Source organism: Ochrobactrum sp. 19YEA23, from assembly GCF_029909865.1.
Taxonomy (GTDB): Bacteria; Pseudomonadota; Alphaproteobacteria; order Rhizobiales; family Rhizobiaceae; genus Brucella; species Brucella gambitense.
Genome location: NZ_JASAMQ010000005.1, coordinates 169901 through 189651 on the forward strand (window position 1 = coordinate 169901; position 19751 = coordinate 189651).

Genomic DNA, 19751 nt, shown 5'->3' on the forward strand with positions numbered 1-19751 from the left:
GCTCCCCTATGGAAAGAAATGTCGCCCATGTGGCCCTGTTTGCAGCGCTGATCTGCGCATTGGGCTTTTTGCCGGCTGTTACGCTTGGCTTCGGCGTGCCGATTACTGCGCAAAATCTTGGCGTCATGCTTGCCGGGGCTGTTCTGGGGCCAAAACGCGGTGTTGCCGCTGTGGCGCTGGTCATTCTTCTGGTCGCAATCGGATTGCCGGTTCTCGCGGTTGGACGCGGCGGTCTTGGCGTGTTCTCCGGCCCGACGGTTGGCTTTCTGCTCGGCTGGATTCCGGCGGTTTACGTCACGGGCCTTTTCATCGAGCGTGCACCCATCGCCAATCTCGGCGTGTCGACCTTTATCGGCGCGGTTCTGGGCTGCATCGTGGTGCTTTATCTGTTCGGCGCAATCGGTATGTCGCTGATCCTCGCAAAGCCCTTCCTTGAAGCGGTCAAGCTGCTGGCCATCTTCATTCCTGGCGATGTGGTGAAGGCTGTCATCACCGGCGTTCTGGTGTCCGCACTTGCCAAAATCCGACCGCAGGACATTCATCGTGGTCAAAGCGCACGCTGAAAAGCTGTGCGTTCACGGTAACTTGTATCGCGCTGCGCAGCGGATCGGTATTCCTGATGCTTTCTCCAATGGGAGAGATTACGGTAATTCTTCATAGCGAATCGATGTCCAGATTGGGAGACATTGCATGGCAGCAGAGACCGGTGCGGCGCGTACCATTCGGACCATTGTCGAAACCATTCGACCGCAGTTGAATGTCAAACTGTGGGATGGCACCCAGATTGGCGCTTTTGACGGGCCAACGCTGGCAATCAAGGACCCGTCGGTCGTGCGTCAGATGGTGCTGAAGCCGAATTACGATACGCTCATCAGCCTCTGGACTTCCGGCGCAGTCGACATCGAAAATGGAACCATCTTCGATGTCGCCGAAACGAAGCTAGACGGTCATCTCAAGGAACGGATCAAGGCGCTGCCAAAATGGCAGTTGCTGAAAGGTATTCCATCGCTGCTCTTTGCTGGCAAGGCGAAGGAGCAGGCGAATATCGACGGAAAGTCGCCCTTCGTCAGCGGTTCGAACAAGGAAGCAATCACCCATCACTACGATGTGTCGAACGAGTTCTATCAGCTGTTTCTCGATGAACGCATGGTCTACACCTGCGCCTATTTCACCGATTGGCAGAACAGTCTGGATCAGGCGCAGCACGACAAGCTGGATCTCATCTGCCGCAAGCTTCGCCTGAAGCCGGGCGATCGTTTTCTGGATATCGGCTGCGGCTGGGGCGCGCTTTTGATCCATGCCGTGCAAAATTACGGCGTGATTGGAACCGGCGTTTCGCTGTCGGAAGCGCAGACGGCGCTGGCCCGACAAAGGATCAAGGCTGCCGGGCTGGAAGACAAGATCACCATCCACATCAAGTCCTATACGGAGCTTGATCAGGAGTTCGACAAGATCTCTTCCATCGGCATGTTCGAACATGTCGGCATTGCCCATTACGACACCTATTTCAAATCGGTGCGGCGTTTGCTGCGGCCGGGCGGCCTCTATATGCATCACGCCATTACCCGCCGGATGAAGAAGGACAAGAAGAGCTTCAACCGCAAAAGCGCTGAGCATCTGGCGCTTGTGAAATATATCTTCCCGGGCGGTGAACTGGACCATCTTGGCATGACTGTCGAGAATCTCGAAGGCCATGGCTTCGAGGTGCATGACGTGGAAAATCTCCGCGAGCATTACGGGCGCACCTGCCGCATGTGGGCGGATCGGCTCCATGCCAATTTCGACAAGGCCGTTGCCGAGGTCGGTTATCCGCGGGCGCGCCTCTGGATATTGTATCTCGCAGGATGCGCATTGGCGTTTGAGCGCGGCACGGTGCAGATCAACCAGACGCTCGCCTCGAAGCGCAAACGGGGCATTTCGGCTGTGCCGCAAACGCGCGCTGATATTTATCAGAGCTAAACAGGCGAAGCGCGAGCTTTCGCCTGCCGCAGCTATCTGACTTCGCGGTCGATATCGCGCCGCAGCACGAAGGCGGTGGTGATGTCGTCCACGATATCATGAGCGGCAACAAGGTCGCGTACGCGGTTCAGATCGTCGATTGTTGCCGCTTCCAGCTCGACAACCAGATCAAGCTGTCCGCTGACCGACGAGACGCGGCGGACTTCCGCATGCTGCGCCAATATGTCGAGAAGCGCCAGCGCGGGCGTGCGTTTCAGGCTTACGAGCAAAATGGCGCGGATGAAATTGGTATCGATCTCGCCTATATCCGCACGATAGCCGCGAATAACGCCGCTGCGTTCCAGATTCGTGACGCGTTCGCTGGTCGCACTACGCGACAAGCCGATACGACCGGCCAGTGTCTTCAGCGCGATGCGCGCTTCCTTGGACAGAATTGCCAGTATTTCGCGATCTTTCGCATCAAGTTCCCGCATCGTTACCCTATACGCGTGACCGGACATATGCCGGTCTATTCCGACAAAGTGCCGGTTCTTCCGACAGGATACTTGATGCCCGAAAACGCATTGCGTGCCAAGCTTCTGATAAGAAATGTAAACTGGAAACGCACCGTCTATGACCGATCTCTCCCATCCGAACCCGCAGTTTTCCGCAGCCGATGCCGAGAAACTAGCCATTGAAGTCTTTGGCGTCACCGCGACGGCATCGCCGCTCGACAGCGAACGAGATCGCAATTTTCGCCTGGAAACCGGAACGGACGCGGACTGGATTTTGAAGATCGTCAATGCCAGCGAGCCGCAGGTTGAAAGTGAATTCCAGACCGCACTTCTGCACCATCTTGCCAATGCGGATGCGAAACTTGCCGTTCCGCATCTGAAACCAAGCCTTTCGGGCGATGTGCTTGCTTCGGCTGTTGCTAGCGGCGGCGAGCGCCATGCCATGCGACTGGTGGGCTGGCTTCCGGGCGTTCCGCTCGCGGAAGTCAAACGCACATTCGAACTGATGCGCAATCTGGGCCGCGCGCTTGGCGAACTGGATCATGCCTTGCAGGGCTTTATCCACCCGGGCGCCGTGCGCGAACTCGATTGGGATCTGCGCCACGCGGGGCGGGCGCGGACCCGCCTGCATTTCGTCGGCGATGCCGACAGGCGTGCGCTGCTTGAGCGCTTCATCGTGCGTTTTGAAAACCACGTCGCGCCGAAATTGTCACGCTTGCGCGCGCAGGCCATCCATAATGACGCGAATGACTGGAATGTGCTGGTTAGCAAGGGCGACCATGAACAGATTGCCGGACTGATCGATTTTGGCGATGCGGTGCACACCGTTCTGATCGCCGAAGTCGCCATTGCCTGCGCCTATTCCATCCTCGATATGGAAGACCCAATCGGCGCGGCGGCAGCGCTGGCTGCCGGGTTCCACGAAAAATACCCGCTCAAGGCGGAAGAAATCGACCTGTTGTTCGATCTCATCGCCATGCGTCTCGTCACCAGCGTCACTTTCTCGGCTTCGCGTCACGACAAGACGGATGACAATCCATATCTGGCGATCAGCGAGGCTCCGGCCTGGCGTCTTCTGGAAAAGATGGACGCGATGAACCCGCGCTTTGCCACGGCTATTCTGCGCAAGGCCTGCGGCTTTGACGCCATTGAAGGCGCGGGCGCTGTCCGCAAATGGATTGCCGATAACAGCAAAACATTCGCGCCGATCGTGCATCCGGCTCCGGCAACCATGACCAAGGCTCTGGTGCCTTATGGCGATGCGGCGCATTTCATGACGGTTGCTTCCGCCGAACAGCGCGCCGGGCAAGCGACGGAATGGTGGGATAATTTCTGCGCCGAGAACAACGTCCAGCTTGGTATCGGACCTTGGGGCGAAAAGCGCACCGTCTATACCGACACAGCGTTCGAATCGCGCTTCATCGAAGGGCAGCGCCGCATCCATCATCTGGGCGTCGATCTGTTCATGCCTGCCGGAACGCCGCTTTACACGCCGCTGGCCGCAACCGTCGTCAGTGTCGAAATCGAACGCGAGCCGCTCGGCTATGGCGGTCTTGTCAAGCTTGAGCATCGCCCGGAAGGCTGCCCGCCCTTCGTAACCCTTTGGGGACACATGGCGCATGAGGCGCTTGGTCGTCTCAAGCCCGGTCAGAAGTTGCAGGCTGGCGACCTCGTCGGCCATATGGGCGACATTCACGAGAATGGCGGATGGACTCCGCATCTGCATTTCGAAATGACGACGGATATCAATCTGACGGCAACCGAAATTCTGGGTGTAGGCGAAGCCGCCTATCTCGACGTCTGGGCCGATGTTTTTCCAGATGTGGCTGGGCTGGCGGGCATTCCGCCGGAGACCTTCCATCAGGATGGACGTACCCGCGCCGAGATCATCGCAAAGCGCAAGGAAATCCTGCTGCCGAACCTGTCGATTTCCTATTCGGAACCGATCAAGTTCGTGCGCGGCGATGGTACGTGGCTGATCGACAATTATGGCCGCGCCTATCTCGATTGCTTCAACAATGTCTGTCATCTGGGCCATGCCCATCCGGAAGTCGTCGAAGCCATCGCCCGTCAGGCGGCGCTGCTCAACACGAACACGCGCTATCTGCACGACAACATCGTCGCCTATGCTGAACGGTTGACGGCAACCTTGCCTGAAGGGCTGACGGTTGCGTCATTTGCCTGCTCGGGCAGTGAAGCAAACAGCCTGATGCTGCGCATGGCGCGCAATCATACAGGTCGCAAGGAAGCCATCGTTCTCGACTGGGCCTATCACGGCACCACGCAGGAGCTGATCGATCTCAGCCCCTACAAATACAAGCGGAAGGGCGGCAAGGGGCGGCCGGATCACGTCTATGAAGCGGTCATTCCAGACAGCTATCACGCGCCGGAAGACTGGCCGCTGGAGGAGCATGGCAAGCGCTTTGCCGAAAGCATTGCGGAACAGATCGACACTATGCGCAAGCAGGGTCGTGCGCCGGCTTTCTTCTTTGCGGAATCCATTCCAAGTGTCGCCGGTCAGGTGTTCCTGCCGGAAGGCTATCTCAAGGAAGTCTACGCTATGGTTCGCGCGGAAGGCGGACTGTGCGTTGCCGATGAAGTGCAGGTCGGTTTCGGTCGCGTCGGCAGTCATTGGTGGGCGTTTGAAATGCAGGACGTCGTGCCGGATATCGTCACCATGGGCAAGCCGATTGGCAATGGCCATCCGATGTCGGCTGTTGTGACCACCCGCGAAGTCGCAGACAGCTTCAATAACGGCATGGAATATTTCAACACCTTCGGCGGCAATCCGGTGTCCTGTGCCGCTGGTCTTGCAGTAATCGATGTGATCGAACGGGACAAGCTTCGCGAGAATGCGCTGAATGTCGGTAACTATCTCATCGACGGTTTCCGCAAGATGCAGCAGCGCTTCGATATTATCGGCGATGTTCGCGGTCAGGGATTGTTCCTTGGCATCGAACTTGTCACGGATCGCAAGACCAAGGCTCCCGCAACGGCGCTGGCTCGCAAGATCAACGACGGCGCGCGCGAACGCGGTATCCTGATGGGCACCGAGGGTCCGCACGACAACGTGTTGAAGATGCGTCCGTCCATGGTGTTCAACCGCGCCAATGCGGATCATCTGCTCAGCGTTCTCGCTGACAGTTTCGAGGCTGCGTTGAAGTAAAGTCTTCGATATCAGGGCCGATTTTCAAGGTCGCACTCCCATTCGGTTCGCAGGGTGGGAGTGCGGCCTTTTTCGCGCTGGCGGTTCAAAGTGTGACGCCTGTTCTGTCGGTGAGGGGCAGGACAAAACTTTGGCACGCAGTGATGGCGTTTTCTCGGAAAAAGCATCTCTTCCGCCGACAATATGCCGGTCAATTCCGGCAATGTGTCGGGTCAGCAGTCATATTGCAGGATGCTTGAAAACAACGCCTGTGCGAAGCTCTGCCGATGAAGGTTGATGGCAAACCATAAGCCTAACAATAAGACCATTCCAGAGGAAAACACAAAGCCATGAATATGAAGCTCAAGACCCTGTTTGCGGCTGGCGCCGTTGCGATTGCAGCCGCTTTTTCAGCTATGCCTGCGCATGCTGACGAGCTGGAAAAGCTGAAGGAAAGCGGTGAGTTACGCGTTGCCATGAGTGGCGCCTATCCTCCATTCAGCTTCACGAATGCCGATAACCAGGTGGTCGGCTTCGATGCCTCCATCGGAACGGAAATCGCCAATCGTCTGGGTGTGAAGGTCAAGCTCGTGACCACGCCGTTTGACGGTATCATTGCAGGTCTTCTGGCGAAGAAATATGACGCTGTTGTCGCCTCCATGACCATCACGCCAGAGCGCGAAAAAGCCGTCGACTTTGTGGGACCCTACTACCATGCGGGCCGCACGGTTGTGGTCAAGGAAGACGCCCCCATCCAGAAACTTGAAGACCTCAACGGCAAGACCGTTGGCGTGACCATGGGCGATGCCCATGAGAAGTGGGCCAAGGCGCAGGGCGACCTCAATGTACGCACCTATAAGGGCCTGCCGGAAATGCTGATCGATCTCGATGCGGGCCGCATCGACGCGCTTATCATGGATAGCATTCCGGTGAAGATCGCCGTCAAGGAAACCGGCCAGAAGGTCCGCATCCTCGATACGCCGAATATTGAAGGCGGTCGTGAGGCGCTCGGCATTGCCATTCGCAAGAACAATCCGGAACTCAAGGCAGCTATGCAGAAGGCGCTTGACGACATGCTCGCCGATGGCGGCTACGAGAAAATCTCGATGCAGTGGATCGGTAGCGATATTCGCTAAGCCAGCTTTCAATCCGGCCCGGTTTGTCCGGGCCGGCACATGCGATCTTCCGGAGTAATTCTATGGATCTTGCGTTAATGCGGCACGTCCTCCCGTTTTTTCTGGAGGCGGCATGGGTAACTGTGCAGATTTCCGTGCTTGCTCTCGTGTTGGGATTCGTCATTGCGGGCATTCTGGTCGCCGGACGCCTTTCAAACAGTACTATTCTGCGTTTTCTATCCGGCACTTATGTCAGCATCTTTCGTGGAACGCCCTGTCTCGTGCAGCTGTTTGTTCTGTATTTCGGCGGCCCGCAGATCGGTCTGGAACTGGAGCCTTATGCGGCTGGTGTGATCGGTCTGGGACTCAATATCGGCGCCTATATGGCCGAGTCCATTCGCGGTGCGATTGCAGGTGTTGACCGGGGGCAGGATGAAGCGGCCCGTTCGATCGGCTTTGGACGCGGACAGACCCTGCGCCTCATCATTCTGCCGCAGGCGGCGCGCCTGATGATCCGCCCGCTCGGTGTAAATGCCGTTGCTCTGGTCAAGGGTTCGGCGCTGGTGTCGACCATTTCCGTGGTTGAACTTACCTATACGGCGCAACGTTTCATCAGCTCGACCTATAAGCCGTTCGAGATTTTCGCGGTCGCTGCGGTCATTTACATGGTCATCGTCTATGTGGTGGCGTCGATTGTCGATCTGCTCGACAAGCGCTTCGCTGCACGCTGAGGGAGGACGCTATGCCAGCTCTCGATTTCAGTATCGTCGCTCCCTATACCGATCTGCTTTTGACCGGATTGTGGTGGACTTTCATTCTTGCGGTCGCTTCCAGCGCGCTGAGCTTTATCCTCGGCATCGCATTTGCGCTGGTCGTGCTTTACGCACCGGTCCTGCTCGCCTATCCGGTTCGCTTCTTCATGTGGCTGTTCATGGGCACGCCACTGCTTTTGCAGCTCTATCTCATCTATTACGGTCTGGTGCAGATCGGCATTGATATTCCAGCACTGTTTGCCGGCATTCTTGGCCTCAGCCTGCATTTTGCTGTCTATAATGCGGATGTGTTCCGGGCGGGTATCGTCTCGGTCGATTCCGGCCAGATGGAAGGTGCGCGATCCATCGGGCTCAGCCGCGGACAGGCGCTGCGCTATATCATCATCCCGCAGGCCATTCGCAACACCATCCCGCCCATCGGCAACAACATGATCGTGCTGTTGAAGGATACGTCGCTCGTGTCGATCATCGGCATTGCAGAACTGGTTCACAGCGCGCAGATCGCGATCAGTGAAACCTATAGTCCGTTTGAGTTCTATCTGACTGCCGCCGCGCTCTATTACGTGGTCAATCTCATCATGGAAGCGGGCCTGCGGCATATCGAAAGAAAAGTGGAGGTTACGCGATGAGCGCCTTGAAGCCTATGGTTGAAGTTAAGGGCGCCCGCAAAGCCTATGGTGCGCTGGAGGTCCTGAAAGGGATCGATCTTTCGGTATCGCGCGGCCAGATCATTGCGATCATCGGCCCGAGCGGCTCGGGCAAGAGCACATTGCTGCGCTCCATCAATCATCTGGAGACGCTGAATGGCGGCGAGGTCTGGCTGGATGGCTTGCAGGTCAACCAGCCGCTCAGTGGGCAGGCTTTTGAAAAGCACATCAACTCCGTGCGTCAGCAGATGGGCATGGTGTTTCAGCACTTCAATCTGTTCCCGCATCTCACAGTGCTGGAAAACATCACGCTGGGACCGACAAAACTGAAGGGCTTGTCGAAATCGGCAGCCCGTGAACTCGCGCTGGAACTGCTTAACAAGGTGGGTCTTGCCAGCAAGGTCGATACCTATCCGTCGCGCCTGTCCGGCGGCCAGAAGCAGCGCGTCGCCATTGCCCGCGCCTTGGCCATGCAGCCGAAGGTGATGCTGTTCGACGAGGCGACATCGGCGCTCGATCCGGAACTGGTCGATGAAGTGAATGCGGTCATGAAGCAGCTTGCGGCCGAGCATATGACGATGCTGATCGTGACGCATGAAATGCGCTTTGCTGGCGAGGTTGCCGACAGGATCGTCTTCATGGATGGCGGCGTTGTGGTTGAAGAAGGTGCACCCGCAGACGTGCTGCGCAACCCGCAGCAGGACCGGACACGCGCCTTCCTGAAAAACTATATCGCAGCCTGATCTTCTGCCCGAAATGGAAAGCCCCCGGACTTGGAGAAGTCCGGGGGCTTTGTCTTGAGGAAAGAGAGCTTTCGATCAGCCTTCCTTATGCTGTTGCGCGGCCAGCTCTTCGACGCTCATATCCGGCTCGTTACGGGTCTTGTACAGCGAGTAGAGAACGCCGCTTGCGAGAATACCGAGCGTTACCACCAGCGACAGCAGCGTGTTGATGTGGACGCCGAGCGGCACGAGGAAAATCTTGATACCGATCAGCACCAGAATGATCGCCAGCGATACCTGAAGATAACGGAAACGGTTCATGGCGGCGGCAAGTGCGAAATAGAGCGCACGCAGGCCAAGGACGGCAAAGATGTTCGAGGTATAGACGATAAACGTATCCTGCGTTACGGCAAAGACGGCGGGCACAGAGTCGACAGCGAAGATCAGATCGACGGTTTCAACCATGATCAGGGCAACCGCAAGCGGCGTCAGCCAGGTGACCAGCTTGCCGGTTTTCGGATCGGGCTTCTTGACGGTGAAATTGCGACCATGCACTTCGCTCGTAATATTGAAGCGCTTGCGGAGGAATTTGAAGACTGCATTCTGCTCGATATCGGGCGTCTCATCCTGATGGCGGAACATCTTGAAACCGGTGAAGACGAGGAAGGCGCCGAACAGGAACAGGATCCAGTTGAACTCGTGCACCAGTGCCGCGCCTAGTCCGATGAGAACCGCGCGGAAGGCGATGACGCCCAGAATACCCCAGAAAAGCACGCGGTGCTGATAAAGACGGGGGATAGCGAGGAAGCCGAAGATGGTTGCGATGACGAACATATTGTCCATCGCAAGGCTCTGCTCGATCAGATAGCCGGTGTAGAATTCAAGGCCTGCCTGCGAGCCGCGTTCCCACCAGACCCAGCCGCCGAATGCCAGCGCAATCAGAACATAGAAACCATAAAGGAGCAGGCTTTCCTTGGCTCCGATTTCATGTTCGTCGCGATGCAAAATACCAAGATCGAAAACCAGCAAACCCACGACGATCGTGATGAATGCCGCCCAGAAATATACAGGTGTGCCGAGAAAATCGCCCGAAAGGGCTACAATAAGCGAATCCATCGCCGGACCATCTCCATTTGAACAAGTGGAGCAGCCCCGACATCGCCATAGCGGAAAACCATGACCAGAGGGGCCCGGCGCTGCCTTCTTCAAATGTGTATGTTTTTGTCCCGTTCAAGACCCGGGTGTAAAATTTTTGTGATGAGCCATTCCAGTCTGGAGCGAAGCCCGCTCCAGACTGATTTCGTTTGGCAGATCAATGCTGTGGCGCTGCGGACTCTTCCGCGTCCGGTTCCTTGATGCGGAACCAGGCCACGTAAAGCGCTGGCAGGAACAGAAGGGTGATCGCCGTACCGGCGATAATGCCGCCCATCATGGCATAGGCCATCGGCCCCCAGAACACTTCACGCGCGATGGGGATAAGGGCAAGGCTTGCCGCCGCCGCCGTCAGCGCAATGGGGCGCATACGATGCTGGCTGGCAATCATCACCGCATCCCACGGTTTCATGCCTTCAGTGATGTGTTCCTCAATCTGCACGATCAGGATGACCGAGTTTCGGATCAGGATGCCGATTAGCGCCAGCACGCCCAGAATGGCGACGAAACCAAGCGGTTTGCCGCTCGGCAGCAGTGCTGCGACCACGCCGATCAAGCCGAGGGGCGCAACCGCCACGACGAGGAACAGACGCTGGAAACTTTGCAATTGCAGCATCAGCACGGTCGCCATCACGAACAGCATCAGCGGAACAACGGCTGCAATCGGTCCCTGGCTCTTGCCGCTTTCCTCAACCGTGCCTGCAGTCTGGATATAATAGCCAGCCGGTAGCTTGTCGGCGAAAGCCTTGATGAGAGGACCCAGATCTTTCACGATTGTATCCGGCATCGTCTTGTCGATGATGCCTGCCGCCACCGTGATGGTCGGGATGCGCGACCGCCGGTAGATGACGGGTTGCTCAAGCTCGTAACGGAAATTGGCGATAGATGCGAGCGGCACCGAGGTGCCGTTGCCGGTCGCAATTTGCAGGCTCTGCAAGGTGTCGATGGAATCGCGTTCGTGCTTTTGCGCGCGCACGATGACATCGATCAGATAGATCGAATCCCGCACCTGCGTAACGGTAATACCGCCGACGACACCGTTGAGAGTCGTGGCAATATCCTTGGACGAAATGCCAAGCTTGCGCGCCTTGTCCTGCATGACATCGACGCGGATCACGCGACCGGGTTCATTCCAGTTGTAGTTCACCACGCCCAGCCGTTGATCGGCACTCAGAATACCGGCAAAATCCTGCGCTATGCCGCGCAGTTTCTGAATATCGGGACCGGAAATGCGGTACTGCACGGGACGACCGACCGGTGGTCCAAGCTCCAGAAATTTCACATAAACGTCGGTGCCGACATAATCCTTGCGGAAGACCTCATCGAACTTGGCTTTCAAGCGATCACGCGCTTCGACATCCTTGGCGACGACGACCATCTGGCCGAAATAAGGATTGTTCGGCTGCACGTCGAAGGAGAGGATGAAGCGGATCGCGCTTTGCCCGACATAGGTGCTCCAATGCTCGATGTCGGGATTATCCTTCAGCATCGTTTGTTCGAAACGCTCCATCTGAGCCCGGGTTTCGGCGATGGAACTGTTTTGCGGCAAGGTCCAGTCGAGAACGAGTTCGGGGCGATCCGATTGCGGGAAGAACTGCTGTTCGATGAAGCGCATCCCGAAAACAGAAACCGCAAACAGGAGTATCGTGGTGACGATGGTCACCCAACGATAGCGCATCGCCATCAACAGCGCCTTGGAAAAGGCTTCAAAGAAGCGACTGCGCTTTTCCGCATGAGGCTTCATTTTCTTGGGCAGGAAGGTGACGCCGAGCAGCGGCGCAAACAGCACCGCGACAATCCATGAAACCACCAGTGAAACCGCGATCACCACAAAGAGCGTGAAGGTATATTCGCCAGCCTGACTGGAGTTCAGGCCGATTGGAATGAAGCCCGCAATGGTCACAAGCGTGCCTGTCAGCATCGGAAAAGCCGTATGCGAATAGACGTAAGTTGCAGCCTTGTTGATCGGATCGCCGAATTCCAGTCGCGCCACCATCATTTCGACCGCAATCATGGCATCATCGACCAGAAGGCCGAGTGCGATGATGAGCGCGCCGAGCGACACACGCTGGAGCGAAATATCCAGAAGCGACATCGACAGGAAGGTGATTGCAAGCACAAGCGGGATCGAGAGTGACACCACGAAACCGGCGCGCAAACCGAGGCTTACAAAGCTGACCGCAAGCACGATGACCACGGCTTCGAACAGCGCGCTGGTGAAGCCGGAAACGGCTTCCTTCACGACATGCGGCTGGTCGGCCACCTTGAATACCTTGACGCCGACCGGGAGTTCCGCCGTCACCTGCTGCATCATCTTGTCGAGCGCTGCACCAAATTCGAGCAGATTGCCGTTCGGCTTCATGCCGATGCCAAGCCCGATGGAATCCGCGCCATTGACGCGGAAGATGGATGTCGGCGGATCGACATAGCCGCGTGTGATGGTCGCGACATCGGAAAGGCGGAAGAACCGGTCATTGACGCGCAGATTGACCGCGCGCAGATCGGCTTCGGAATTGAACTGGCCGCTGACGCGGACACTGATCCGTTCCGGCCCGGCCTGAACGACGCCCGATGGCGTGATTGCGTTCTGGTCCTGCAAGGCTTGCAGCACGGCTTGCTGGTCGAGACCGAGTGCCGCCACCTGCCGTGTCGAGAATTCGAGATAGATGGCTTCGTCCTGCGCGCCGATCAGCTCGACCTTGCCGGCATTGGGCAGCGTCAAAATCTTTGCGCGCACGTCTTCGGCATAGTCGCGCAGCTGCCGCATCGACAGGCCGTCGGCGGTGAAGGCGAAGATATTGCCGAAAACATCGCCGAACTTGTCGTTGTAATAAGGCCCGTAAACGCCGCTCGGCAGGTCCGGCTTGATGTCGTCCAGCATATGGCGGACTTCGTTCCAGGCGTCGGTGACCTGCCGTTTGCGCACCGTATCCTTGAGGAAGACGAAGACAACCGACTGGCCCGCAGTGGTGACGCTGCGCGTATAATCCAGCGTATCGAGTTCCTCGAGTTTCTTCTCGATGCGGTCGGTCACCTGATTGAGCGTTTCTTCAACCGACGCGCCCGGCCAGTTGGCCTGCACCACCATCGTCTTGACGGTAAATTCCGGGTCTTCTTCGCGACCGAGATCGATATAGGACACGAAGCCCGCGACCAGAAATACGAGCATGAAATACCAGACCAGCGATCTGTGGTTCAAAGCCCAGTCGGACAGATTGAATCCCTTTTTCACAGGCCAGTTCCTTTCTGGTCCAGACGGACTTTCTGTCCTTCTTTCAACTCATGTACGCCGGCAATAGCCACATAGCTTCCGACATCGACGCCACCAGCGACGAAATTGCTGCCCTGCCGCTCGATGACCTGAACATCGTGCAGCGAAACGGTCTGCTTGTCGGGATCGATGATCCAGATGCTTGTCTTGCCACTATCCTCGCGCAAAGCCTGGATCGGCAGTCGCACCAGATTTTTTTCCGGCGTTGCAAGAGCCGCTCGAATGGTCGCGCCCAGGCGGAAACCGTCAGGCGGATTATCGAGCGCAATTCTGACCCGGCGACTGCGCGTTTGTGCATCGGCCTGCGGGGCCACTTCCCGCACAGTGCCTGCACCGGTCACGGACGGGTCGGCCTGAAGCTGCACATTGAAGGCAGCGCCGGGCGCAAAATACTGGGTCATGCTGTCGGGAATATCGACCACGGCTTCGCGAATATCCGGGCGCGCGACCGTCATCACGGCCTGTCCCGCGGACACGACCTGTCCAACCTCGGCATTGGTTGCCGAAATCACCCCGTCATAGTCGGGGCGCAACACGGCATAGCTGCGCTGGTCCTGTGCCTTTTTCAGCCCGGCGCGGGCCTTTTCCAGATTGGCGCTGGCGCTGTCGCGTGCCTGTCTGGCGGCATCGTAATCGGCTTGGGAAACATTGTTGCCTTGCAGCAAAATACGCTGCCGTTCCTCACTGGCCGAGGCATTGGCAAATTGCGCCTCGGCGCTTGCGAGATCGGCCTTTGCCGACTGGATCGCCAGATCAAGTGTCGATGGATCGAGCGTTGCGACCGTCTCGCCCTTCTGCACCAGATCGCCCACCTGTACCGGGCGGGTGATAATGCGCCCGAGCACGCGGAAGGCGAGGTCGGTCGAATAGCGCGGCTCGATCGTACCGGCAAAACCGGCCTGCGTGGCGGGCCTTGGTTCGACAACCATGTAGAGAACCGGGCGGACGGGTTCAGCCTTGGCGTCGCTTTCATCGCTCTTGCCGCAAGCTGCAAGCGCAATGGTGGCCATCAGGACGGCAACGCGCATCAGGGGCAGGGCAACTGGCTTTCGGATTTCTGGCGTCATTGCGCAACCGCCCCTTCCTGCGTCTGCATGATTTCGGTCGGTTCGCCCGAACGCAGCATCTGTGCGCCTTTCGTGACGATCAGTTCACCGTCGTTCAGGCCGCTATCAACGATCACCCGTTCCTTTTCATAGGAAAGCACGGTGATCGGCACCAGCGTTGCGACATTCGTATCTCCAGCTACCCGCCACACGGCGGCGCGCCCGGCGTCGGAGGTCATGGCGCTCCATGGCAGGACGATGACCTGACGGTTCTCCATATGCACGGTGCCGGTTACGGTCGCGCCCAGCGCCATCTGCGGTGGGGTGTGAGCGATGCCGACCTTGACCCTGACCGTGCCGGTCTGTGCATCGACGACAGGGGAGATTTCACGGATTTGGCCTTCTGCAACCACTGAGGCGTCCGACAGGAGCGCGATTGTCACGCCCATGCCGTCCTTGGCGTGGTTCACCAGCGTTTCCTGCACGTCGAAGACGGCATCGCGGGGGCCATCTTCAGCAATGGAAAACGCCGTCTGGGCGGCCTGTATCACCTGGCCCGCCTCGATGTTGCGCGCTGTCACGACACCGGAAACCGGGGCACGCAGTTCGGTATAGGACAGCTGATCGCGCGCGTCGCTCAGCTGGCTTTCGGCGCTCGCCAGCGTGCTTTGCGCGGTTTGTAGGGTCTGGTTTGCCTGATCATAGGTGCTGCGGGTCGTGAAACCCTGAGCCAGCAGCGCCTTCTGGCGTTTGAAATTCGCGTCCGCCTGAACGAGCTGTGCTTGCGCCGCATCCTTCGATGCTTGAGCGACACGCAGATTTGCCTGCTGTTCGGCATCATCGATGCGGGCGATTAGCTCGCCCTTTTCGACATGCTGGCCGATCTCTGTCTTGCGCTCCACAACCTGCCCGCCAAGCCGGAACGATGTGTTGACCAGCGAACGGGCTTCGATCGCACCGGACAGCGTCAATTTAGGCTGATAATCGCTTGCCGCGACTTTCATCACCGCAACCGCAACCACATTGCGGGAATCAGCATGGGCTGGAACGACAAATGTCATTGCCGACATGCAGAATGCAAAAGCAGCCGTGGTTCCGAATATGACGCTTCGTCCGGAGCGGAGGAAACGGAAGGAAGGTTTTGCAATCATTGAACGATCCCGGTGGTTCGCATGTCCGGGAGAATGCAATCAAACGGGTTTCAACGAAAGCTTATTTTTTTACGTTTGCGTCAAATTAATTCGGTGAAGCCCTTCGCTCAGGCAGGGCTATGGGCAAGGGGGCGCTCTCCATTGACGAGCCGTCGTTCGATTGCCTCGATAACCGGAAGAAGATCGGCAACCGTATCGATGATGTAGTCGGGCTGGTGCCGGGAAAGAACGGCAGATGCCTTTTCGCGAAGCGCGTTTTTTTCGGCTTCGCTCATTTTGGCCAGTTCGTCCGGCGTGACGCCCGCTTCGTTGCCGCTCAGCGATACGCCCACTGTCCAGCATCCGGCTTCCCGTCCTTCGTCTATCCCGACGCCGGTATCGTCAACCTTGACGACAGCATGCGCTGGCCAGACATCGAGATCGAGAAAACACCGATACATGTTCATCGGGGTCGGGCGTCCGTGCGGCAAATCCCCGGCACAGACCAGATTGTCGGTCTCATACCCTTGCGCCTTGGCAAGCGGCAGGACGCGCTCCATGATCGAGCGGGTGTAACCGGTCGTGGAGCCGATCTTGAGACCGCGTTCGCGCAATGCGCGGGCCGTTTCTACAGCACCCGGCACCAGATCGGCATATTGATCGACAACCTGTTCGTTCAGCGGAACGAACACATCGTAGACAGCCTGAATGTCGGCCTGTGTCGGTGCGTGGCCGTGGTGTGCTTCCCATGCAGCATGGATGCGCGGCTGTGCCAGCATGGCTTCGATGTGATCCCATTTCGGGCGGCCCATGGGTTCACGCGCCTCGGCAATCGAAACCTCAATGCCGAATTGCGCGAATGCTTCCACAAACACACCCATTGGCGCGAAGGAACCGAAGTCGATGACCGTGCCTGCCCAATCGAACACGACTGCTTTGAGATGTCCCATGACTGCTCCGTTTCTATGCGTAGAGTGAATTGACGACCTGCTCACCGAGCGCGAAGCCTGTCGAAGCGCCGGTTCCACCCGTGACCATGACAAGGCGGATATTGTCGGCGGGTTCGTCCACCATGACCACGCGGTCGCTGGCCGAGGCATAGGTTCCGCACCAGCGCCCGATGACCTCGCGGCCCGGCAGATCGAATATCTGGTCGAAGGCTTCCATGATCAACGTATCGAAGCGTTCCTGTGCAAAAGGTTCGGGGGCATTGCCATAAACATGGCTGTCTCCCACCACCAGCGAACCGTCAGCGGATTGCACGGCGATCAGATGAATGCCACCCCGGCGCATTTCGCCAAGTTCGGCATCAAGCCGGTCGCAGAGCGCCTTGGCTTCCGGCAGATCGGCAAAGCCCTCATAGCGGCCAAAGCTTAAGTCAGACATGACGGCGGCACCGAAATGCGCGGTTCGGGCGGGCATGACGCGCAGCATCTGCAACGTGCAGATGCGCAGATCATAGGCGGCGATGCGTTCTGGAAACAAACTCGAAAAGTCGTCACCGGGGCACACAACCGTGGCTTCCGCTTCGATGATGCCGCGACTGGTGGTAATTTTGTTGCCTTCAATGGCATTGACGGCGGTGTTCCAGTGGAAGGTGACGCCGTGGCGGCGTTCCAGCCACGCGGCAATTTTCGGGATGGCATCGCGCGATTCGACGCGTAGTTCATGCGGGCTAAAGAGCGCGCTGCGCATTCCATCGGCGCGGATCGACGGCACATGTTCCAGCGCTTCGCCGGGTGTCAGTCTGCGGCAGTCTTCACCCATCGGCGTTTTCAGAAAAGCATCCAGCACGGTTTCCGCTTGCTCGCGGTAAGCAGGCATGACCAGTCCGCGATGGATGATCTCAATACCCGCATCGTCGGCGATCTCGGCCCAGATGTCGCGGGCGCGCCGCGCCCGTGCCCAGTGATCGCCAGCCTTCTGACCGGATATGGTGACGAAGCCAAAATTGCGGATCGATGCGCCGACAGCCTTGGCATTGCGCTCGACGACAACGACCTTTTTGCCTTTTCGGGCTGCGGCAAGTGCGGTGGAAAGGCCGACAATGCCCGCGCCGACAACCAAAAGATCGTATGTATTCTTCATCTGGGTTCTGTCCTCACCGAAACACATATCCTGCCATGGCTGATAGATATTTCAGTTTGATGACGGTCGACATGTGATGAGGCGGACGACAGAAAGTCTTGGGGGAAAGTAATAAGGAATACGACCGACGAAATTACGTCACGAAACCGTCATGAGGGGCTTCTAGTATTCTGTGCAATCGCGCGGAGCCGCTGCGGTTTCGGGGATAATCTTCAGCTTATGGTGTGAACATGTTCGAGAACAGCCATCTGGACCGTATCAAGGCGGAAATCGCCGACAGTTTTGATGAAGAGCTGGAAATGCAGATCGAGGAAGAGCGGCTTGACGCGATGGTCGCTGAGGGCATGTCCGGCCCTGCCGAGCAGACGCTGGAACGCCGCCTGTATTTCCGCGAACTGTTTCGCCTCCAGCATGAGCTGGTCAAGCTTCAGGACTGGGTGCAGCACAAGAAGCTCAAGGTCGTAGTGCTGTTCGAAGGCCGTGATTCTGCTGGCAAGGGCGGCGCGATCAAGCGCGTGACCCAGCGCCTCAACCCACGTGTCTGCCGCGTTGTCGCGCTGCCTGCGCCGACCGAACGCGAGCGTAATCAGTGGTATTTCCAGCGTTATGTGCCGCATCTGCCGACCGCTGGCGAAATGGTTCTGTTCGACCGCTCCTGGTATAATCGCGCCGGGGTCGAGCGGGTCATGGGCTTTTGCACTAAGGACGAATTGGAAGAGTTTTTCCGCTCCGTTCCCGAGTTCGAACGCATGCTGGTGCGCTCCGGGATCATTCTCATCAAGTACTGGTTCTCGATCACCGATGAGGAGCAGGAATTCCGCTTCAACATGCGTATCCACGATCCGCTGAAGCAGTGGAAGCTTTCTCCGATGGACCTTGAAAGCCGCGTGCATTGGGAAGACTACACCAAGGCCAAGGAAGAGATGCTGCATCGCACTCATATTGAGGAAGCGCCATGGTGGGTTGTGGAAGCCGTCGACAAGAAGAAGGCGCGCCTCAACTGCATTGCGCATCTTCTGACGCAGATACCGTATGAGGATGTGCCGAAATCTGCCATCCATCTGCCGGAACGCGTGCGTCATGACGATTATGTGCGTCACCAGACCCCGTCCGAAATGTATGTGCCGGAAGTCTATTGAAAGTCTCATGCGAGGCCGCTTTGCGCCGAGCATCGGTATACGCCATTGAACATTATTCACGGTTCCAACACGGAACATTGTCCCGGTCTGGTGGGCGCTTTTCACAAGCGCCCCAACCAGCCGGTGGTTGAACTGAAAGCCGGTGAGGTGGGTGCTGCACTGGCCGCGCAGGACGGCTGGGTCTGGCTGCATGTAGATCTGGTCGATCAGCGTGCGCAAGGATGGCTTTCTGAACGTTGCGCCTTGCCCGCCTCGGCGCGGGCGATACTGGAGGGGCATGACGACAGTCTGGTGCTCAGCCACGAAGCCGGGACGATCCATGGCGTCATCGCCGATATGCATCAGGATATGGAGCGCATGTCCACGACTATCGGTCGCCTGCATTTTGCGGTGACGAGCGGACTTCTTGTCACCGGCAGGCGGCATCCGCTGGAAGCCATAGACCGGGTGCGTCATTCATTCGCGAGCGGCTTTTGCCCGACAACGGCCTATGAACTGTTCGAGGCTGTGGTGACGGGTTTCTGCAAGAACACGGCGAAACGGCTCAACGAAGCGAGCAAAATGCTCGATTCCGTGGAAGACAGGCTGGTGACAGAGCGGTTGAACGACGAACGTCGGGACCTCAAGGAAGTGCGCCGTCTGGCCGTCTCGTTGCACCGCCCGGTGGCCGGTATGGTGGCCTTGTTCGAAGAAGAAGACCGTCTGGACTGGACCTTGCCAGAGATGGGCCATGCGGTTTTGAAGCGGCTTTCCATGCGGCTTGAGCGGCTCGACCGTGAAATCGTCATGGTCAATGATCGTGCGCGGCTGCTTCAGGAAGAGATCGCGGCGGAACTGGCGGATGATTCAAACCGCAGCCTCAAAGTAATGGCGGTGATGAGCGCCTTGCTGTTGCCGGGCACGCTGATTGCCGGGATTTTCGGGATGAACACCGCCGGACTGCCCTTCACCGGCGACGGGTCCGGTTTTGGCTGGGCGATGCTGCTGGGAGTAGGCGCGACAGCGCTGTTCTATTGGCTTCTCCGCAAGGCCGGTATCAGCTTGCGGTTTTGACTAGCGTCTGGGTTCCC

The 19751-nt window shown here is 57.9% G+C and carries 16 protein-coding genes; 9 read left to right on the forward strand and 7 right to left on the reverse strand.

Translation table 11 applies throughout. The features are described 5' to 3' along the window. Positions 1–8 precede the first annotated feature (8 nt). Both QBD01_RS14695 and QBD01_RS14700 read left to right on the forward strand, forming a co-directional pair. A complete protein-coding gene (locus QBD01_RS14695) occupies positions 9–563 on the forward strand; it encodes a biotin transporter BioY (protein ID WP_280993409.1) in 555 nt (184 codons plus the stop codon). Between the two features lie 127 nt (positions 564–690). Further along, positions 691–1959: a cyclopropane-fatty-acyl-phospholipid synthase family protein gene (locus QBD01_RS14700; protein WP_280993410.1), complete on the forward strand. Its 1269-nt coding sequence runs from the start codon at positions 691–693 to the stop codon at positions 1957–1959. Positions 1960–1991: 32 nt separating this feature from the next. Here the strand turns inward: QBD01_RS14700 and QBD01_RS14705 are convergent, their stop codons facing one another. Beyond that, positions 1992–2432: an Lrp/AsnC family transcriptional regulator gene (locus tag QBD01_RS14705; RefSeq protein WP_078338226.1), complete on the reverse strand. Its 441-nt coding sequence runs from the start codon at positions 2430–2432 to the stop codon at positions 1992–1994. Positions 2433–2571: 139 nt separating this feature from the next. Between QBD01_RS14705 and QBD01_RS14710 the strand changes: the two genes are divergently transcribed. From QBD01_RS14710 to QBD01_RS14730, 5 genes are all read left to right on the forward strand, one after another. Further along, the gene (locus tag QBD01_RS14710) at positions 2572–5619 is read left to right on the forward strand and encodes an aminotransferase class III-fold pyridoxal phosphate-dependent enzyme (RefSeq protein WP_280993411.1); all 3048 of its coding nucleotides are present in this window, start codon (positions 2572–2574) and stop codon (positions 5617–5619) included. Between the two features lie 329 nt (positions 5620–5948). After that, on the forward strand, positions 5949–6734 hold the full coding sequence (locus tag QBD01_RS14715; RefSeq protein ID WP_182521296.1) for an ABC transporter substrate-binding protein: 786 nt from the start codon (positions 5949–5951) through the stop codon (positions 6732–6734). 62 nt (positions 6735–6796) lie between these two features. Continuing rightward, positions 6797–7444, forward strand: coding sequence for an amino acid ABC transporter permease (locus QBD01_RS14720; RefSeq protein ID WP_280993412.1), 648 nt, complete (start codon positions 6797–6799; stop codon positions 7442–7444). An 11-nt stretch (positions 7445–7455) separates the two neighbouring features. Beyond that, positions 7456–8115, forward strand: a complete 660-nt coding sequence (locus QBD01_RS14725) for an amino acid ABC transporter permease (protein WP_280993413.1) — start codon at positions 7456–7458, stop codon at positions 8113–8115. After that, complete coding sequence (locus QBD01_RS14730) at positions 8112–8876, forward strand: amino acid ABC transporter ATP-binding protein (RefSeq protein ID WP_280993414.1); 765 nt, start codon at positions 8112–8114, stop codon at positions 8874–8876. The genes QBD01_RS14725 and QBD01_RS14730 overlap by 4 nt, the downstream gene beginning before the upstream one ends. A 75-nt stretch (positions 8877–8951) precedes the next feature. Here the strand turns inward: QBD01_RS14730 and QBD01_RS14735 are convergent, their stop codons facing one another. The 6 genes from QBD01_RS14735 to QBD01_RS14760 form a co-directional block, all read right to left on the reverse strand. Next, positions 8952–9971, reverse strand: a complete 1020-nt coding sequence (locus QBD01_RS14735) for a TerC family protein (RefSeq protein ID WP_280993415.1) — start codon at positions 9969–9971, stop codon at positions 8952–8954. Positions 9972–10167: 196 nt separating this feature from the next. Then, positions 10168–13239, reverse strand: coding sequence for an efflux RND transporter permease subunit (locus tag QBD01_RS14740; protein ID WP_280993416.1), 3072 nt, complete (start codon positions 13237–13239; stop codon positions 10168–10170). Beyond that, a complete protein-coding gene (locus tag QBD01_RS14745; RefSeq protein ID WP_280993574.1) occupies positions 13236–14306 on the reverse strand; it encodes an efflux RND transporter periplasmic adaptor subunit in 1071 nt (356 codons plus the stop codon). The genes QBD01_RS14740 and QBD01_RS14745 overlap by 4 nt, the downstream gene beginning before the upstream one ends. Before the next feature lie 35 nt (positions 14307–14341). After that, a complete protein-coding gene (locus QBD01_RS14750) occupies positions 14342–15394 on the reverse strand; it encodes an efflux RND transporter periplasmic adaptor subunit (RefSeq protein ID WP_392391421.1) in 1053 nt (350 codons plus the stop codon). 188 nt (positions 15395–15582) lie between these two features. Then, the gene (gene phnX / locus QBD01_RS14755) at positions 15583–16404 is read right to left on the reverse strand and encodes a phosphonoacetaldehyde hydrolase (protein ID WP_280993418.1); all 822 of its coding nucleotides are present in this window, start codon (positions 16402–16404) and stop codon (positions 15583–15585) included. Positions 16405–16417: 13 nt separating this feature from the next. After that, entirely contained in the window at positions 16418–17542 is a 1125-nt protein-coding gene (locus QBD01_RS14760) for a TIGR03364 family FAD-dependent oxidoreductase (RefSeq protein ID WP_280993419.1), read from the reverse strand. Between the two features lie 230 nt (positions 17543–17772). Between QBD01_RS14760 and ppk2 the strand changes: the two genes are divergently transcribed. Beyond that, positions 17773–18681: a polyphosphate kinase 2 gene (ppk2, locus tag QBD01_RS14765; RefSeq protein WP_078338237.1), complete on the forward strand. Its 909-nt coding sequence runs from the start codon at positions 17773–17775 to the stop codon at positions 18679–18681. A 45-nt stretch (positions 18682–18726) separates the two neighbouring features. Then, a complete protein-coding gene (locus QBD01_RS14770) occupies positions 18727–19734 on the forward strand; it encodes a transporter (protein WP_280993420.1) in 1008 nt (335 codons plus the stop codon). Positions 19735–19751: the final 17 nt, after the last annotated feature.

Coding starts and splice junctions, on each gene's coding strand:
- QBD01_RS14695 (WP_280993409.1), top strand. CDS start 9: ATGGAAAGAAATGTCGCCCATGTGGCCCTGTTTGCAGCGCTGATCTGC.
- QBD01_RS14700 (WP_280993410.1), top strand. CDS start 691: ATGGCAGCAGAGACCGGTGCGGCGCGTACCATTCGGACCATTGTCGAA.
- QBD01_RS14705 (WP_078338226.1), bottom strand. CDS start 2,432: ATGCGGGAACTTGATGCGAAAGATCGCGAAATACTGGCAATTCTGTCC.
- QBD01_RS14710 (WP_280993411.1), top strand. CDS start 2,572: ATGACCGATCTCTCCCATCCGAACCCGCAGTTTTCCGCAGCCGATGCC.
- QBD01_RS14715 (WP_182521296.1), top strand. CDS start 5,949: ATGAATATGAAGCTCAAGACCCTGTTTGCGGCTGGCGCCGTTGCGATT.
- QBD01_RS14720 (WP_280993412.1), top strand. CDS start 6,797: ATGGATCTTGCGTTAATGCGGCACGTCCTCCCGTTTTTTCTGGAGGCG.
- QBD01_RS14725 (WP_280993413.1), top strand. CDS start 7,456: ATGCCAGCTCTCGATTTCAGTATCGTCGCTCCCTATACCGATCTGCTT.
- QBD01_RS14730 (WP_280993414.1), top strand. CDS start 8,112: ATGAGCGCCTTGAAGCCTATGGTTGAAGTTAAGGGCGCCCGCAAAGCC.
- QBD01_RS14735 (WP_280993415.1), bottom strand. CDS start 9,971: ATGGATTCGCTTATTGTAGCCCTTTCGGGCGATTTTCTCGGCACACCT.
- QBD01_RS14745 (WP_280993574.1), bottom strand. CDS start 14,306: ATGCGCGTTGCCGTCCTGATGGCCACCATTGCGCTTGCAGCTTGCGGC.
- QBD01_RS14750 (WP_392391421.1), bottom strand. CDS start 15,394: ATGTCGGCAATGACATTTGTCGTTCCAGCCCATGCTGATTCCCGCAAT.
- phnX (WP_280993418.1), bottom strand. CDS start 16,404: ATGGGACATCTCAAAGCAGTCGTGTTCGATTGGGCAGGCACGGTCATC.
- QBD01_RS14760 (WP_280993419.1), bottom strand. CDS start 17,542: ATGAAGAATACATACGATCTTTTGGTTGTCGGCGCGGGCATTGTCGGC.
- ppk2 (WP_078338237.1), top strand. CDS start 17,773: ATGTTCGAGAACAGCCATCTGGACCGTATCAAGGCGGAAATCGCCGAC.